The sequence below is a fragment of the Streptomyces sp. 135 genome (genome assembly GCF_020026305.1).
Taxonomy (GTDB): Bacteria; Actinomycetota; Actinomycetes; order Streptomycetales; family Streptomycetaceae; genus Streptomyces.
The window spans coordinates 3468986-3484439 of sequence record NZ_CP075691.1 but is presented as its reverse complement, the minus strand read 5'-3'; the positions used below and the strand labels follow the sequence as shown (position 1 = coordinate 3484439).

General features: G+C 70.9%; 15 protein-coding genes and 1 pseudogene. 8 read left to right on the top strand and 8 right to left on the bottom strand.

The annotated features are described in order from the left end of the window. Together KKZ08_RS15585 and KKZ08_RS15580 are read right to left on the bottom strand one after the other, a co-directional pair. Positions 1-1368: an APC family permease gene (locus tag KKZ08_RS15585; RefSeq protein WP_223775020.1), complete on the bottom strand. Its 1368-nt coding sequence runs from the start codon at positions 1366-1368 to the stop codon at positions 1-3. Positions 1369-1488: 120 nt separating this feature from the next. After that, positions 1489-2915, bottom strand: a pseudogene (locus KKZ08_RS15580) (diaminopimelate decarboxylase). 160 nt (positions 2916-3075) lie between these two features. On the opposite strand from KKZ08_RS15580, the gene hutU reads away from it, so the two are divergent. From hutU to hutI, 4 genes are all read left to right on the top strand, one after another. After that, complete coding sequence (hutU, locus tag KKZ08_RS15575) at positions 3076-4740, top strand: urocanate hydratase (protein WP_223775019.1); 1665 nt, start codon at positions 3076-3078, stop codon at positions 4738-4740. Positions 4741-4772: 32 nt separating this feature from the next. Continuing rightward, positions 4773-5975, top strand: a complete 1203-nt coding sequence (locus KKZ08_RS15570; RefSeq protein ID WP_223779070.1) for an allantoate amidohydrolase — start codon at positions 4773-4775, stop codon at positions 5973-5975. Between the two features lie 11 nt (positions 5976-5986). Continuing rightward, on the top strand, positions 5987-7318 hold the full coding sequence (locus tag KKZ08_RS15565; protein WP_223779069.1) for a formimidoylglutamate deiminase: 1332 nt from the start codon (positions 5987-5989) through the stop codon (positions 7316-7318). A 148-nt stretch (positions 7319-7466) separates the two neighbouring features. Next, positions 7467-8639: an imidazolonepropionase gene (gene hutI, locus KKZ08_RS15560; RefSeq protein ID WP_223775018.1), complete on the top strand. Its 1173-nt coding sequence runs from the start codon at positions 7467-7469 to the stop codon at positions 8637-8639. Positions 8640-8665: 26 nt separating this feature from the next. Here the strand turns inward: hutI and KKZ08_RS15555 are convergent, their stop codons facing one another. Next, entirely contained in the window at positions 8666-9271 is a 606-nt protein-coding gene (locus KKZ08_RS15555) for a TetR/AcrR family transcriptional regulator (protein WP_223775017.1), read from the bottom strand. Positions 9272-9394: 123 nt separating this feature from the next. Here KKZ08_RS15555 and KKZ08_RS15550 point away from each other — a divergent pair, with 123 nt between their 5' ends. Continuing rightward, positions 9395-10570 (top strand): MFS transporter, encoded by a 1176-nt coding sequence (locus tag KKZ08_RS15550; protein WP_223779068.1) that lies wholly within the window; start codon positions 9395-9397, stop codon positions 10568-10570. 34 nt (positions 10571-10604) lie between these two features. Here KKZ08_RS15550 and KKZ08_RS15545 read toward each other — a convergent pair whose 3' ends face one another. After that, on the bottom strand, positions 10605-10820 hold the full coding sequence (locus KKZ08_RS15545) for a DUF397 domain-containing protein (protein ID WP_223775016.1): 216 nt from the start codon (positions 10818-10820) through the stop codon (positions 10605-10607). After that, positions 10801-11652: a helix-turn-helix transcriptional regulator gene (locus KKZ08_RS15540; RefSeq protein ID WP_223775015.1), complete on the bottom strand. Its 852-nt coding sequence runs from the start codon at positions 11650-11652 to the stop codon at positions 10801-10803. Before KKZ08_RS15540 ends, KKZ08_RS15545 begins: the two co-directional genes overlap by 20 nt. A gap of 116 nt (positions 11653-11768) precedes the next feature. Here KKZ08_RS15540 and KKZ08_RS15535 point away from each other — a divergent pair, with 116 nt between their 5' ends. Then, complete coding sequence (locus tag KKZ08_RS15535) at positions 11769-12176, top strand: ATP-binding protein (protein WP_223775014.1); 408 nt, start codon at positions 11769-11771, stop codon at positions 12174-12176. Here the strand turns inward: KKZ08_RS15535 and KKZ08_RS15530 are convergent. Next, entirely contained in the window at positions 12173-12574 is a 402-nt protein-coding gene (locus KKZ08_RS15530) for a type II toxin-antitoxin system VapC family toxin (RefSeq protein ID WP_223775013.1), read from the bottom strand. The two genes, KKZ08_RS15535 and KKZ08_RS15530, sit on opposite strands and share 4 nt — an antisense overlap. Continuing rightward, positions 12571-12867, bottom strand: coding sequence for a type II toxin-antitoxin system prevent-host-death family antitoxin (locus KKZ08_RS15525; protein WP_223775012.1), 297 nt, complete (start codon positions 12865-12867; stop codon positions 12571-12573). The genes KKZ08_RS15530 and KKZ08_RS15525 overlap by 4 nt, the downstream gene beginning before the upstream one ends. A 104-nt stretch (positions 12868-12971) precedes the next feature. Here KKZ08_RS15525 and KKZ08_RS15520 point away from each other — a divergent pair, with 104 nt between their 5' ends. Beyond that, positions 12972-13670: an aspartate/glutamate racemase family protein gene (locus KKZ08_RS15520; RefSeq protein ID WP_223775011.1), complete on the top strand. Its 699-nt coding sequence runs from the start codon at positions 12972-12974 to the stop codon at positions 13668-13670. Between the two features lie 78 nt (positions 13671-13748). Here the strand turns inward: KKZ08_RS15520 and KKZ08_RS15515 are convergent, their stop codons facing one another. Continuing rightward, positions 13749-14690 carry an RNA polymerase sigma factor SigF gene (locus KKZ08_RS15515; RefSeq protein WP_223775010.1) on the bottom strand — a complete coding sequence of 314 codons (942 nt, stop codon included), beginning with the start codon at positions 14688-14690 and terminating at the stop codon, positions 13749-13751. 250 nt (positions 14691-14940) lie between these two features. On the opposite strand from KKZ08_RS15515, the gene KKZ08_RS15510 reads away from it, so the two are divergent. Beyond that, positions 14941-15309 (top strand): STAS domain-containing protein, encoded by a 369-nt coding sequence (locus KKZ08_RS15510; protein WP_223775009.1) that lies wholly within the window; start codon positions 14941-14943, stop codon positions 15307-15309. The last annotated feature ends 145 nt before the right edge of the window (positions 15310-15454 follow it).

Here is a 15454-nt window from a genome sequence, read left to right as displayed (position 1 = left end):
TCACTCCTCGCCGCGGGCCTTCAGGACCGCCTTGTTGACCGCCCACAGCCCGACGCCGATGGCGATGAGGATCCCCGCGCGGATGTAGACCTCCGCCGGGCGGTCGGCGAGCGGGCTCGCGAGGACCAGGGCCGTGACCGCGCCGAGGACCGGCAGGAACGTCGGGGTGCGGAAGTGGGCGTGGTCCACGCGGTCGCGGCGCAGCACCAGCACCGCCACGTTGACCACCGCGAAGACGCACAGCAGCAGGAACGCCGTGGTGTCACCGAGCCCCTCGATCTCACCCGTCGACACCAGGCCGATCGCGAGCAGCGAGACGAAGACGATGCCGACGACCGGGGTGCGGCGCTTGGCGAGCACGCGGCCCATGGCACGCGGCAGGATGCGTTCGTTGGCCATGCCGTAGCAGAGCCGCGAGGCCATCATGATGTTGATCAGCGCCGAGTTGGTGACCGCGAACAGCGCGATGAGCGCGAAGAGTTTGTGCGGGAAGTCGACGCCGCCCGCCTTGACGACCTCCAGGAGCGGGCCGCTGGAGCCTTCGAGCGTCTTGTGGTCGACGAGGAGGGACGAGACCAGCGCCACCAGGATGTAGATGGTGCCCGTCACCGCGACGCCGATGAAGATCGCGCGCGGGAAGGTGCGCACCGGGTCCTTCGTCTCCTCGGCCATGTTCACCGAGTCCTCGAAGCCCACGAAGGCGAAGAAGCCGAGCGCCGTCGCGCCCAGGACGCTGGTCATCAGGGCGTACCCGGTGCCTCCCCCCGCCTCGAACTCGGTGAGGCGGGAGGGCTCGCCGTCCCCGGTCAGCACGGCGTACGCGCCGATCCCGAGGATGATCGCGAGGCCGGTCAGTTCGACGAGGGTCAGGACCACGTTCGTCTTCACGGACTCCGAGACGCCCCGCAGGTTCAGCGCGGCGAGCAGCACGATGAAGGTGATCGCGATGAGCGTCGGCGGCAGCGCGTCGCCCGTCAGCTCGGCGAGGTAGTCACCGCTGAAGGCGCGGGCCGCGGCGCTCGCCGAGGAGAGCCCCGAGCACATCACCATGAAGGCGATGATGAAGGTGAGGAACGGCGTCTTGAACGCCTTCTGGGTGTAGAGCGCGGCCCCCGCCGCCTTCGGGTACTTGCCGACCAGTTCGACGTACGACGCCGCCGTCAGGATCGCCACGACGAAGCCGATCGCGAACGGCAGCCACAGCGCGCCGCCGACCTTCCCCGCGACCTTGCCGGTGGTGGCGTAGATGCCCGTGCCGAGGATGTCGCCGATCACGAAGAGGATCAGCAGCTTGGGTCCGATGGCCCGGTGCAGCGTGCCCTCCTCCGCGGGCGGTGGAGCGGTGCTGGGTGTGCCGGGTGCCGTCACTGGAGCCTCCCCCGAGACCGGGAACACGTCTGGAGGGAGGGTCTGCCCGTGAGCCACGTCACTATGCGCGAGTTGAGGAACCTCAGAGCATGGGAACCACCCACCACTCACCGGGCATGCTCAGAGGTACCGCAGCGCGTCCCGTTCCGAGCCGCCGCCCGACTCCGCGACGATCTCGTCGAGGGTCTGCGGCTCGCGCGCGGCGGCGAAGCGCACCTCGTCGCCGTGCAGGGCGAAGCCGTAAATGCCGGGCCTGACAAGGCTGTTGTACGAATAGTGCTGCGCGAAATAGTAGGCGCCGGTGTCCAGGGCGGCGATGTGGTCGCCCTGTTCGAGCAGGGGCAGCGGCCGGTTCTCGGCGAGCAGGTCGCCCGCGAAGCAGGCCGGTCCCGCGACGTCCTGGCCGACGGCGGGCCCGGTCTTGGGGCGGCCCTTGGTGTCGTACGCGGCGATCCGCAGCGGCCACGACAGCGGCGCGTACACCGTCCGGGTCGCCACCTGCACGCCCGCGTGGGTCACCGCGACGGGCCTGCCGCCCGCCTTCTTCGCGTACTCGACGCGGGCGAGGAGTGTGCCGTGCTTGGCAAGGAGCGACCGGCCGAACTCGGTGACCAGGCCGTACCGCCCGTCGAGCAGCCCCGGCACCCGCGCCTTGAGGCGGCGTGCGTACTGCGCGTGCGTCGGGCTCTCCTCGTCGGAGCCGAAGTCGACGGGCAGGCCGCCGCCGATGTCGATCGTGTCGATCTGCCGCCGCCCGGCACGTTCGTTGACCTCCTCGGCCAGTTCGTACGTCGCTTGGACCCCGCGCACCATCATCTCCAGGGGCATGCCCTGCGAACCGGAGTGCGCGTGCAGGCGGGTCAGCCACGGCCGGTCGAGGAAGGCCTGGATCACCCACTGCCGCGCGCCCTCGTCGAGCAGCGGTACGCCGAACTTGGAGGTGGCCGTCGCCGTCGACAGGGCGCCGATCGAGCCGCCGCCGATCTGCGGGTTCACGCGCAGCCCGACGGGGGAGGCGGTCGGCGCCGACTGGACGAGGGCGTCCAGACGGGCCAGCTCCTGCGGGTTGTCGGCGTTGACGGCGATGCCGAGCGCGAGGGCCTGGCGCAGTTCCGCCGGGCTCTTGGCGGGGGAGTCCAGAACGGTGTCGGCGGGCGTGACACCGGCGGCCCGCGCGAGAGCCAGCTCGCCGGGGCTCGCCACCTCGGCGCCGATGCCCGCCGCGCGCAGCAGTCGCAGGACGGGGACGAGCGGGGTGGCCTTCACCGCGAAGGCGTGCAGGACGGGGGTGCCGGGCGGGGTGACCGCCTCGAAGGCGGCGCGCAGGGCGGCGGCGCTCGCGCGGATGCGGCGATGTCGAGCAGGCCGACGACGGGCGCGGCGGGCCCGACGACGCCCTGCTCGACGGCGGCGCGGACGGCCTGGTCGCGGCGGTCGGCGCGGTCGGCGGCGGAGGTGGTGCCGGGCGCGGTGGCCGAGGTGGTGCCGGGTGCGGCGGCCGCGCGGAGGTCCTGCGTCTGCTGCTCGCCATCCTCGTCATGGGCCATGCGATCCAGCCAATCATCCGGGGCGGGGCCCTCGCTGGCGTACTCGCGCATCCGTTCGCTATTGACTAGCTCTATTCAGCCCATCAGGATGTGAATAACAAGGTCACAGTCGGCAGAGCCACGACAGTCACAGCAGCTTCACGCGAGGAGGCACCGCCCCATGTCAGGACCCCGCCCCGTACGAGCGCCGCGCGGCACGGAACTCAGCGCCCTGGGATGGCAGCAGGAGGCCGCCCTGCGCATGCTCCAGAACAACCTCGACCCCGAGGTCGCCGAGCACCCCGACAAGCTCGTCGTCTACGGCGGCACCGGCAAGGCCGCCCGCGACTGGCGCTCCTTCGACGCGATGGTCCGCACGCTGAAGACCCTGAAGCAGGACGAGACGATGCTCGTCCAGTCCGGCCGCCCCGTCGGCGTCATGCAGACCCACGAGTGGGCGCCGCGCGTCCTGATCGCCAACTCCAACCTGGTCGGCGACTGGGCGAACTGGGAGGAGTTCCGCCGCCTGGAGCAGCTCGGCCTGACCATGTACGGCCAGATGACGGCCGGTTCGTGGATCTACATCGGTACGCAGGGCATCCTCCAGGGCACCTACGAGACGTTCGCGGCGGTGGCGGCCAAGAAGTTCAACGGCACCCTCGCCGGGACGATCACCCTCACCGCCGGCCTCGGCGGTATGGGCGGCGCCCAGCCGCTCGCCGTCACCATGAACGACGGCGTCGCGATCTGTGTCGACTGCGACCCGCGCGCCATCGAGCGCCGCATCGAGCACAAGTACCTGGACGTGCGGGCCGACTCCCTGGAGCACGCGCTCCAGCTCGCCGTCGAGGCCCGCGACCAGCGCAGGCCGCTCTCCATCGGCCTGCTCGGCAACGCCGCCGACCTGCTGCCGCGCATGCTCGCCGAGTCCGCGCCCATCGACATCGTGACGGACCAGACCTCCGCCCACGACCCGCTGTCGTACCTCCCGGTGGGCGTCGACTTCGACGACATGCAGACGTACGCGGCGAAGGACCCGGCGGGCTTCACCACCCGCGCCCGTGAGTCCATGGCGCGGCACGTCGAGGCCATGGTCGGCTTCATGGACGCGGGCGCCGAGGTCTTCGACTACGGCAACTCGATCCGGGGTGAGGCCCAACTCGCGGGCTACGAGCGCGCCTTCGCCTTCCCCGGCTTCGTCCCCGCCTACATCCGCCCCCTCTTCTGCGAGGGCAAGGGCCCCTTCCGCTGGGCGGCGCTGTCCGGCGAGGCCTCCGACATCCACAAGACGGACAAGGCGCTCCTCGACCTCTTCCCGGAGAACGAGTCCCTGCACCGCTGGATCAAGATGGCCGGCGAGCACGTCCACTTCCAGGGCCTCCCGGCCCGCATCTGCTGGCTCGGCTACGGCGAGCGCGACAAGGCGGGCGAGCGCTTCAACGACATGGTGGCGTCCGGCGAGCTCCAGGCGCCGCTGGCCATCGGCCGCGACCACCTGGACTGCGGCTCCGTCGCCTCCCCGTACCGCGAGACGGAGGCCATGCTCGACGGCTCCGACGCGATCGCCGACTGGCCGCTCCTGAACGCCATGGTGAACGTCGCCTCGGGCGCCAGCTGGGTCTCGCTCCACCACGGCGGCGGCGTCGGCATGGGCCGCTCCATCCACGCGGGCCAGGTCTCGGTCGCCGACGGCACGAAGCTCGCGGGCGAGAAGATCCGCCGCGTCCTCACCAACGACCCCGGCATGGGCGTCATCCGGCACGTGGACGCCGGGTACGACAGCGCGGAGTCCGTGGCGGACGAGAAGGGCGTGCGGGTTCCGATGCGGGAGGGTGACGGCGCGTGAGCGAGCAGGCCGCCGCGCCGTCGTTCCAGGAGATGTGGCGGGACCTGGCCCCCATCGGGCGGGACGCCGGCTCCCGTGGCTACCGCCGCTACGCCTGGACCGGGGCCGACGCCGACTGCCGCGCCTGGTTCAAGTCCCAGGCGCAGACCCGCGGTCTGACGTACGAGCTGGACCGCAACGGCAACCAGTGGGCGTGGCTGGGCGACCCGGCCGCCGGGGACGCCGTGGTCACCGGCTCGCACCTGGACTCCGTACCCGACGGCGGCGCCTTCGACGGCCCCCTCGGCGTCGTCTCGTCCTTCGCGGCACTGGACGAACTCCGCTCACGCCGGGCGCGGTTCACCAAGCCCCTCGCCGTCGTCAACTTCGGCGACGAGGAGGGCGCCCGCTTCGGCCTGGCCTGCGTGGGCTCCCGCCTCACCGCCGGGCAGCTCACCATCGAGGCGGCGCACAAGCTGCGGGACGGCGACGGCGTGTCCCTCCCACAGGCGATGGAGGCGGCGGGCTACGACCCGTACGGCATCGGCCCCGACCCCGAACGCCTGGCCCGCATCGGCGCGTTCGTGGAGCTGCACGTCGAGCAGGGCCGCGCCCTGGACCTCACGGGCGACCCCGTCGGCATCGCGTCCGCCATCTGGCCGCACGGCCGCTGGCGCTTCGACTTCCGGGGCGAGGCCAACCACGCGGGCACGACCCGCCTGGCGGACCGCAGGGACCCGATGCTCACGTACGCGGAGACGGTCCTCGCCGCCCGCCGCGAGGCCGAACTCGCGGGCGCGGTCGCCACGTTCGGCAAGATCTCCGTCGAGCCGAACGGCGTCAACGCCATCCCGTCCCTGGTACGCGGCTGGCTGGACTCCCGCGCCGCCGACCAGCCGACCCTCGACACGGTCGTCACGGGCGTCGAGAAGGCCGCCCGGGAGTACGCCGAGCGGCACGGCATCGACCTCGACGTCGTACGCGAGTCCTTCACGCCGGTGGTGGAGTTCGAGGACGCGTTGCGCGACGAGCTGGCCAGGATCCTCGGCAAGGAGGCCGACCGGCCGATTCCGGTCCTCGGTACGGGCGCGGGCCACGACGCGGGTATTTTGTCCGGCTCCATCCCGACCGCCATGCTGTTCGTACGGAACCCCACGGGCGTCTCGCACTCCCCGGCCGAGTACGCCGCCGAGGACGACTGCCTGGCCGGGGTGACCGCACTGGCCGACGTACTGGAAGGGCTGGCGTGCAGGTGACGACGTACTGGATGGAGCACGCCTGGCTCGGCACGCACGTCGAGCCGGGCGTGGCGGTGGAGGTGACGGGCGAGCGGATCACGGCCGTCCGCAAGGACGTCGCGGCGCCCCCACCGGGTGCCACGGTCCTGCGCGGCCTGACGCTCCCGGGCCTCGCCAACGCCCACTCGCACGCTTTCCACCGGGCGCTGCGCGGCACCGTCCAGGTCGGCTCCGGCACGTTCTGGACATGGCGCGAGGTCATGTACGGGGTGGCGGACCGCCTGACGCCCGAGAGCTACCACGCGCTCGCGCGGGCGGTGTACGCGGAGATGGCGCTGGCGGGCATCACGACGGTGGGGGAGTTCCACTACCTCCACCACGGGCCGGGCGGCATCCCCTACGCCGATCCCAACGCGATGGGCGAGGCGCTGATCCAGGCGGCGGCGGACGCGGGCGTACGGATCACGCTCCTGGACACGGCGTACGTGGCCTCCGGAGTGCTCTCCGCGACGCGGGGCAAGGCGCCCGACCGCCATCAGCTGCGCTTCTCCGACGGCACGGCGCAGGCGTGGGCGGAGCGGGCCTCGGCGCTCAAGGACCGCCCGCACGCCCGGATCGGGGCGGCGATCCACTCCGTACGGGCGGTGCCGGCCGCGCAGCTGGGCACGGTCGCCCAGTGGGCGGCGGAGCGGCAGGCACCCCTGCACGTCCACCTCTCCGAGCAGACGGCGGAGAACGACGCCTGCCAGGCGGTGCACGGCTGCACGCCCACGCAGCTCCTCGCCGACCACGGTGTCCTCGGCCCGCGCACCACGGGCGTCCACAACACGCACCTCACGGAGGAGGACATCGGGCTGCTCGGCGGCACGACGACGGGCACGTGCATGTGCCCGACGACGGAACGCGACCTGGCGGACGGCATCGGCCCCGCCGTCGCCCTGGAGCGGGCGGGCAGCCCCCTGTCGCTCGGCAGCGACAGCCACGCGGTGATCGACCTCTTCGAAGAGGCCCGAGCGATGGAACTGAACGAACGCCTCCGCTCACACACCCGAGGCCACTGGACGGCGGCCGCGCTGCTGCGTGCGGCGACGGCCACGGGGCACGCGGCGCTCGGCTGGCCCGACGCGGGCGCCATCGAACCGGGCGCCCTGGCGGACCTCACCACCGTCGCCCTCGACACGGTCCGCACGGCGGGCCCGGTGCCGCGCCTGGCCGCCGAGACGGCGGTCTTCGCGGCGACGGCGGCGGACGTCCGGCATGTGGTGGCCGGCGGCCGGGTCGTCGTACGGGACGGGGCGCACGCGGTGGTTCCGGACGTGCCGGGGGCGTTGGCGGAGGCGGTGGCGGCGCTGAGAGATTGACCGGCCCCCCAAGGCCGCCGCCTTGCCCGCTTTCCCAGCCCCTCCGGCGTTTGAGGAGCGGGGTCCGGGGCGGAGCCCCGGTTTCGGGAAGGGGCGGGCTTGGGGAAGGAACTCGCTCGAACCCCCGCCCTCCCCCATGGAGCACCCCATGACCACCACCGTCGTCACCAACATCGCGAGCCTCGTCACCAACGACCCCGCCCAGGGCGACGGCAGCCCCCTGGGCCTGCTCACGGACGCCGCCGTCGTCCTGGACGGCGGGACCATCGCCTGGGTGGGCCCGGCGGCGAAGGCCCCGGCGGCGGACACGGTGCACGACGCCGACGGCCGCGCCGCGATCCCCGGCTTCGTCGACTCCCACTCCCACCTCGTCTTCGCGGGCGACCGCACGCAGGAGTTCAACGCCCGCATGTCGGGCCGCGCCTACTCCGCGGGCGGCATCCGTACGACGGTGGCGGCGACGCGCGCGGCAACGGACGCGGAGCTGGAGGCGAACGTCGTCCATTACCTCCGGGAGGCACTCCGCCAGGGCACGACGACCTTCGAGACGAAGTCGGGCTACGGGTTGACGACGGAGGACGAGTCCCGCGCCCTGCGGATCGCGGCGGCCCACACGGACGAGGTCACGTTCCTCGGCGCGCACATCGTCTCCCCCGACTACGCGGAGGACCCTGCGGCGTATGTCGGACTGGTCACCGGCGAGATGCTGGACGCCTGCGCCCCGCACGCCCGCTGGATCGACGTCTTCTGCGAGAAGGGCGCGTTCGACGGCGACCAGGCCCGCGCGATCCTCACGGCGGGCAAGGCGAAGGGCCTGCACCCCCGCATCCACGCGAACCAGCTGTCGTACGGCCCCGGGGTCCAACTGGCGGTGGAACTGGACGCGGCGTCGGCGGACCACTGCACGCATCTGACGGACGCGGACGTGGACGCCCTGGCCCAGGGCAACACGGTGGCGACGCTCCTGCCGGGCGCGGAGTTCTCCACCCGGGCCGAGTGGCCGGACGCCCGCCGCCTCCTGGACGCGGGCGCCACGGTGGCCCTCTCCACGGACTGCAACCCGGGTTCGTCCTTCACGTCCTCGGTCCCGTTCTGCATCGCCCTGGCCGTACGGGACATGGGCATGACCCCGGACGAGGCGATCTGGTCGGCGACGGCGGGCGGCGCGGCGGCGCTGCGGCGCGACGACGTGGGCGTACTCCGCGAGGGCGCCCGCGCGGACCTCGCCCTGCTGGACGCCCCGAGCCATGTGCACTTGGCGTATCGGCCGGGGGTGCCGTTGGTCAGTGGGGTGTGGCAGCGGGGCGTGCGGGTGTCCTGAGGGGGGGGTGACTTCCGAAGCCGTGGTCAGGAGGGTGTCGTCGGCGTGGGCCCCAGGGCCCGCATCGCGACGTCGATCGCGGTGGCCAGGCGTGCGGGGTCGTGGCCGGCGCGTTCCCGTACCCGCAGCCCGAGGACCGTGGTGAACAGCAGTTCCACGGCGGCGTCGACGTCGAGATCGGCGGGCAGTTCGCCCTTGCGCCGCCCCTGGAGCAGCAGCGAGCGCAGTGCCTGCCGGGTGACCTCGAAGGCGGCTTCGGTCCGCTGACTGACCTGGTCGTCCGTGGTGCCGAGTTCGGTGGCGGTGTTGACCACGAAGCAGCCTCGACCGGGCTCGCCGTCGGGCGGGCAGGTGACCAGCCACAGCATCCAGTCCCGCAGCACGTGCCGGATCGGCCGGCTGTCGGCATCGAGCAGCCGCTCGGCCTGAGCGGACTCCGTGGCCCGGTAGTGGTCGAGCGCGCGCAAGAACAGCGTGTGCTTGTCGGTGAACGTCCGGTACAGGCTGCTGGGCGTGAGTTTGAGCTCGTCGCCCAGATCACGCACCGAGGTGGCGTGGTAGCCGCGTCGCCAGAACAGCTCGGTCGCTCTGACGACCGCGTCCTGCTCATCGAACTGTCGGGGGCGTGCCATGGCCCCACTCTACCGAACTTGTGGAGCGATCGCTCCCATACTATGGTCCTCCTTCGTATGGGAGCGAACGCTCCCAAACGAACGGAGGAGACACCGGTGACGACCGCAGAACAGTCCGCCGCCCTGGCGAGCGCCTCGCAGACACCAAGAAAAGATCACTGGCTGGCGGTCAGCGCAGTGGCCCTGGGAACGTTCCTGCTGGTGACCGCCGAGCAACTGCCGATCGGCCTGCTGACCTCCGTGGGGTCGGCGCTGTCGGTCTCCGAAGGGACCGCCGGGCTCATGGTGACGGTGCCCAGCCTGGTCGCCGCGGTCGCGGCACCCGTGGTTCCGGTACTCGTCGGCGCACTGGACCGCAGGCTCCTGCTGCTCGGGCTGATGGCCTTGATGACCCTCGCCAACGTGGCATCGGCCATGGCGCCGAACTTCACCGTCCTGGTCTCCTCCCGGGTGCTGGTCGGGGTGGCGATCGGTGGCTTCTGGGCCATCGCCAGCGGCCTGGCCGTCCGGCTCGTGTCCACCGAGAACGTGCCACGTGCCACTGCGATCGTCTTCGGTGGCGTCGGAGCCGCGAACGTGTTCGGCGTCCCGCTCGGCACCCTGATCGGTGAACTCACCGGCTGGCGCGTCGCCTTCGCGTCGATGAGCGGCCTGGCTCTCATCGCGCTGATCGCCCTGCTGGCCGTGCTCCCGTCGCTGGCCGCCCCGCAGGCCATCGGGCTGCGTCTCCTGGCTGAGCAGTTCCGCAACCCCGGCGTGCGCATCGGCATCATCGCGACGGTCCTCATCGTTTTCGGCCACTTCGCGGCCTATACCTTCGTGAGCCCGACACTTCAGGAGCTGTCGGGCATCGACGAGCGACTCGTCGGTCCGCTGCTGTTCGGCTTCGGCACGGCAGGCATGATCGGCAACTTTGTCGCCGGCGCCGCGCTGGCGCGCAGGGTGCACCGGAGCGTGCTGATCACCGCCGTGTCCCTTGCGGTCGCGATGCCGCTCTTCCTGCTGCTGGGCCGGACGACGGTCGGCGGTGTCCTCTTGCTGATCGTCTGGGGTCTGGCGTACGGCGGCGTGTCGGTCGGCCTGCAGACCTGGATGATCAAGGCGGCCCCGCAGGCGGTGGAAGCGGCCTCCTCCCTGTGGGTGGCGGTGTTCAACCTGTCGATCGGCCTCGGCGCGCTGGCCGGTGGCCTGATCGTGGACGCGTTCACCCTCCAGGGCGTCCTGTGGCTCGGCGGCGCCTGCGCCCTGGCGGCCGCACTGGCGGTCTGGAGCGCCCGCGCCGACGAGAACCTGCGCTGACCTGGATCCGCGCGCCACGCGGGCAGTGTTCCTGTCAGGCGGTCAGCTCACCTGTGGTGACGGCGGAGACGAAGGGGCTCCACGCGGCCGCCGGGATCACCAGGACGGACCCGTCCGTGACCTTGGAGTCGCGGACGGGGACGACACCGGGGAGGCCGTCGGCGACCTCGACGCATTCGCCTCCGGAGCCGTTGCTGTAGGAGCTCTTGCGCCAGTGCGTCGAGCTCAAGTCAATGTTGCTGGTCGCCATTTCGGTAATCCTCTGCGGCTGCCTCGATCAGGGCCAGGGACGCCTCCGGTGGCAGTGCGGCGGCCCTGAGCAGATCGTACGACCTTCGGTAGTCCTTCACGAGCCGCGGGTAGTCGATGAGTTGGCCGCTGTGGAGACCCTCGGTGTACACGACGGGAGGGGCGTCCGGGAAGGTCATGGTCCTGGTCATGCCCATCATGAACGGGTGTGCCGCCGTCGTTTCCGGGAGGATCTGCAGAACGCCCTGCACGGACCGGACCACCGTCAGGATGTGCCTCAGCTGTGCCGACATCTCCTGCGGAGCCAGAAGGGGCTTGCGGACGAGCTGCTCGTGCAGGATGACCCAGAAGGCCGGACGCTCTTCGCGCTGCCACAGCTCCGCCCGCTTTATGCGGGCGTTGACCTGCTTCTCCACGGTTTCCGGCGGCAGCCACGGCAGGGATGTCCGTACGACGCTCTCTGCGTAGGTCCGCGTCTGCAACAGTCCGGGGACAAGCATGGGCGCCCAGTCCTCAATGGACTCCGCGTACCGCTCCATCTCCGCCACATCCGCGAAGTACTCCGCATGCCCACCCTGCCGAGCCTTGCGCGCATCTTCACAGCGGCGCTGGAAAAAGCCGTCCGTCCCGAGCCGTTCGTCCACGTGCTGGGCCAGATCCAGCGGCATCCGACGCTCACCGCGCTCGATCTGGCTGAGGAAGGAGATACCCCGGTAGCTGCCCTCGGCCAGCCGTTCGAGCGTGAGGCCCGCGGCCTCCCTCTTGAAGCGCAACTCCGCGCCGTAGAAGGCCGGCACGCTCACCGACGCGTCGGGATCCTTACGAGGGGGCACAACTCACCACCGCCATTCGCCAGTTACTCAGCGCAACCCAAACCCCTGTCACGCTACGCCGCCCCACGCCACTGTGTGACCGCAACGTCACACACCGCACCGGAAGGCGTACCCCCATGTACGACCCAGAGCCCTCCACCGCCCCCGACTTCGAGACCTCCCTGCTCGCCGTCCCCAAGGCCGTACCCGAACTGCGCCGCGCCCTGGACGCGTACGGCCCGCACCCCGACCTCGCCCTCTGCGCCAGTGAGCTGCTCAGCAACGTCATCCGGCACCTCGGCGAAGGCACCCCCGTCACCGTGAGGATCACCGGCGGCGGTGCGGGGCGGATCCGCGTGGCGGTCACGGACCCCGACCCCCGCGTGCTGCCCGTGATGCGCAACGCCACCGGGGACGAGGAGGCGGGGCGCGGCCTGGCCCTGCTGGACGCCGTCTCGCTGCGCTGGGGCGTCGAGCAGGGGGCCGACAGCAAGACCGTCTGGTGCGAGCTGGGGAAGGGGCGGGCCCGAAGGGCCGGGTCCTAGGCGCCCGGCGCTTCGACCGGGAGGCCGCGGTCGAGCGCGGCGGCGGCCAGGCGCTTGTCGTACGTGACGAACGCCGTGAGCGCGTGTTCCAGGTACTCGGCGCTCGCCAGGTGGATCGCGTCCAGGCTGCGGAGGTGGCGGGCCGGGAACATGCCGGCCGCCCGCAGCACGGGATCCGTGACGCGGATGCGGAGCAGCCGGTCGAGCAACGCCTCGGCGGCGTCACCCACTTCAGGATCCGCTCCGGCCCGCACCAGCGTACGGAACACCTCGGTTTGCGACAGTGCCGAGGTCACATGGCCCTCCGCCGCCCTGGCGGCCAGGAAGGTGCGCAATGCGTCCGTCTCGGCCTCCCGCAGGACGAGCTTGAGCAGGGCGCAGGAGTCGAGGTAGATCACCGGTCCTCTTCCTCGCGCATCCGCAACAGGACTTCGGACAGCTTCGAGGAGGCTCCCGGGTGGGCGGCCAGAGGCTCCCAGTCGCCGAGCCCGCGCGCCGAAGCCGCGTTGTCCGGGTCGACGGTTCCGGTGCGGACCAGGTCTTCCATGACGCGCTGTTCCGGGTCCGGAGGTCCGAGCACCGCGATCAGGCGGCCGTTGCGAGTGATCTCCACGCGCTCGCCCGCGGCGACACGGTCGATGAGTTCACTGGCGTGCTGCTGGAGCTGGCGGATGGGTACGCGGGTGGTCATACGCCCACGCTACGACCGGAGTGCGGCAGTCACCATCGATGTGCGTCGCTCTCACTCGAACGACGTCGTGAGCCGGAGACAGATGGGGATGTGATCCTGGGCGCATGAAGACCATCGGCCTCATCGGCGGCATGAGCTGGGAGTCCAGCGCCGAGTACTACCGACTGCTCAACGAACTCGTACGCGAACGCCTCGGCGGCCTGCACTCCGCCCGCTGCGTCCTGCACTCCGTGGACTTCGCGGAGATCGAGCGGTTGCAGGTCGCGGGGGAGTGGGAGCGGGCCGGTGACGTGCTCGCCGCCGCCGGGAAGGGACTTGAGGCGGCGGGCGCCGAACTCGTACTCATCTGCACCAACACCATGCACAAGGTCGCCGGGCAGGTGGCGGACGCCATCGCCGTGCCGCTGCTGCACCTCGGCGATGCCACCGCCGAAGCCGTACGCGCGGCCGGGCTGCGCACGGTCGGGCTGCTCGGCACCGCGTTCACCATGGAGCAGGACTTCTACCGGGAGCGGCTGGCGGGGCACGGCCTGGAGGTGCTCGTGCCCGACGAGGTGGGGCGGGCCGTCGTCCACCGGGTTATTTATGAGGAGTTGTGCCTCGGGGTCGTGCGTGACGAGTCCCGCGTGGCTTATCAGGAGGTCATCGGAGGGCTCGTACGCCGGGGCGCCGAGGGCGTGATCCTCGGCTGTACGGAGATCGAGCTGCTGATCCGGCAGGAGCACAGCCCCGTGCCGGTCTTCCCGACGACCCGGCTGCACGCCCAGGCGGCGGTCGAGGCGGCGTTGGCCGTGGCCAGGTGAGAGGACGACTGTGGGGCCCGCCCCTTCAAGAGGCGGGCCCCACAGGACCGTTGAGGCGCCCGGCGGCGCCGCGCGGGCTCACTCCTCGACCGTCAGTCCCTTGCGGAGCTTGACGAGGGTGCGTGACAGCAGTCGCGACACGTGCATCTGGGAGATGCCGAGCTCCTCGCCGATCTCGGACTGCGTCATGTTGGCGACGAAACGCAGGGAGAGGATCTTGCGGTCGCGCGGCGGCAGTTCGGCGATCAGCGGCTTCAACGACTCGACGTACTCGATGCCTTCGAGGCCGTGGTCCTCGTAGCCGATCCGGTCCGAGAGCGCGCCCTCGGAGTCGTCCTCCTCCGGCTGGGCGTCCAGGGAACTCGCCGTGTAGGCGTTGGACGCGGCCATGCCCTCGACGACCTCGTCGTTGGTGATCCCGAGGCGCTCGGCGAGTTCACCCACCGTCGGGGCCCGATCGAGCTTCTGGGCGAGTTCGTCGCCCGCCTTGGCGAGGTCGAGCCGGAGTTCCTGGAGGCGGCGCGGGACCCGCACCGACCAGCTGGTGTCGCGGAAGAAGCGCTTGATCTCACCGACGATCGTCGGCATCGCGAAGGTGGGGAACTCCACACCGCGGCTGAGTTCGAAGCGGTCGATGGCCTTGATGAGGCCGATCGTGCCGACCTGGATGATGTCCTCCATCGGCTCGCTGCGGGAGCGGAACCGGGAGGCCGCGAACTTCACCAGGGCGAGGTTGAGCTCGACCAGTGTGTTGCGGACGTACGCGTGTTCGTGTGTGCCTTCTTCGAGCGATTCGAGGCGCTCGAAAAGGGTCTTGGACAGGGCCCTCGCGTCCAGCGGCCCCACTTCGGCGTACGGCGGGATCTCGGGGAGGTCGTGCAGCCCTTCGAGGGTTTCCGAAGCCGCTTCCGGGGCAGGCTGCGGCTCACGGGCGGGGTCCGGGATCGTGGTGGCGGAGTGGGACGGCGGGGGTGTCGACGTCGCTTGGTCAGTACGCGATTCGTCGAGCCGGGGTGACATGGTGTCCTCCATCGTTCTCGGCATATGGCTGCCGATGCCAATACGTGCACTGCGGTGTGCGGCGCCTCCAAAGCCGTCCGTGTCGATTGCTGTCTCTTCTACCCCTACCCGCTTCCGCGCTTCGGTCGCAAGTGCGTTTGGCGGTGAAATGTCCGATTTCGGGGGGATGTTCGGCTACCCCGAACCGCAAGGAGGGCGTAATGTTCAGGGGCGTCATCAACAGCTACGACGGTCGGAAGAGAGAGACGGCATGGACCGCGGCACGGTCGGCAGTGCGCACAGGGGCCGGCTTCTGGTCGAAGTGAGAACGGCGGATGCGAGCGCCGTCGTGACTCCGGCGGGTGAGCTGGATCACCACACCGCCGATCTCTTGCGAGAACCGCTGGAAAGCTGTCTCGCGGACGGCTATTCAAGGCTCGTCGTCGATTGCTCGCGTCTTGAGTTCTGTGATTCCACGGGGCTCAATGTGCTGCTCGGAGCCCGGCTCAAGGCCGAGGCCGCGGGGGGCGGAGTCCATCTGGCCGGGATGCTGCCGGTGGTGGCCCGGGTCTTTGAGATCACCGGTGCGGAGGCCGTCTTCACAGTGCACGAGACGCTCGAAGCAGCCCTGGAGAACTGAGGCTATGACGGCCGCACGCGAAAGTTACGCTTCAGTTGTCCCGGTGTGATCAAGGCGTTACCAGCGTCACACGGACCGTCCCGAACAAGTGGGTGTTCTCACGGTTCGACCGGGCAGGAGAGACCTGGACCCGTCCTCTGTCAGA

Excerpts from the sequence above, each read along its gene's own strand:
- KKZ08_RS15535 (WP_223775014.1), top strand. The coding sequence starts at position 11,769 with ATGTACGACCCAGAGCCCTCCACCGCCCCCGACTTCGAGACCTCCCTG.
- KKZ08_RS15545 (WP_223775016.1), bottom strand. The coding sequence starts at position 10,820 with ATGGCGACCAGCAACATTGACTTGAGCTCGACGCACTGGCGCAAGAGC.
- hutU (WP_223775019.1), top strand. The coding sequence starts at position 3,076 with ATGTCAGGACCCCGCCCCGTACGAGCGCCGCGCGGCACGGAACTCAGC.
- KKZ08_RS15510 (WP_223775009.1), top strand. The coding sequence starts at position 14,941 with ATGGACCGCGGCACGGTCGGCAGTGCGCACAGGGGCCGGCTTCTGGTC.
- KKZ08_RS15570 (WP_223779070.1), top strand. The coding sequence starts at position 4,773 with ATGTGGCGGGACCTGGCCCCCATCGGGCGGGACGCCGGCTCCCGTGGC.
- KKZ08_RS15515 (WP_223775010.1), bottom strand. The coding sequence starts at position 14,690 with ATGTCACCCCGGCTCGACGAATCGCGTACTGACCAAGCGACGTCGACA.
- KKZ08_RS15565 (WP_223779069.1), top strand. The coding sequence starts at position 5,987 with ATGGAGCACGCCTGGCTCGGCACGCACGTCGAGCCGGGCGTGGCGGTG.
- hutI (WP_223775018.1), top strand. The coding sequence starts at position 7,467 with ATGACCACCACCGTCGTCACCAACATCGCGAGCCTCGTCACCAACGAC.
- KKZ08_RS15555 (WP_223775017.1), bottom strand. The coding sequence starts at position 9,271 with ATGGCACGCCCCCGACAGTTCGATGAGCAGGACGCGGTCGTCAGAGCG.
- KKZ08_RS15525 (WP_223775012.1), bottom strand. The coding sequence starts at position 12,867 with ATGACCACCCGCGTACCCATCCGCCAGCTCCAGCAGCACGCCAGTGAA.
- KKZ08_RS15520 (WP_223775011.1), top strand. The coding sequence starts at position 12,972 with ATGAAGACCATCGGCCTCATCGGCGGCATGAGCTGGGAGTCCAGCGCC.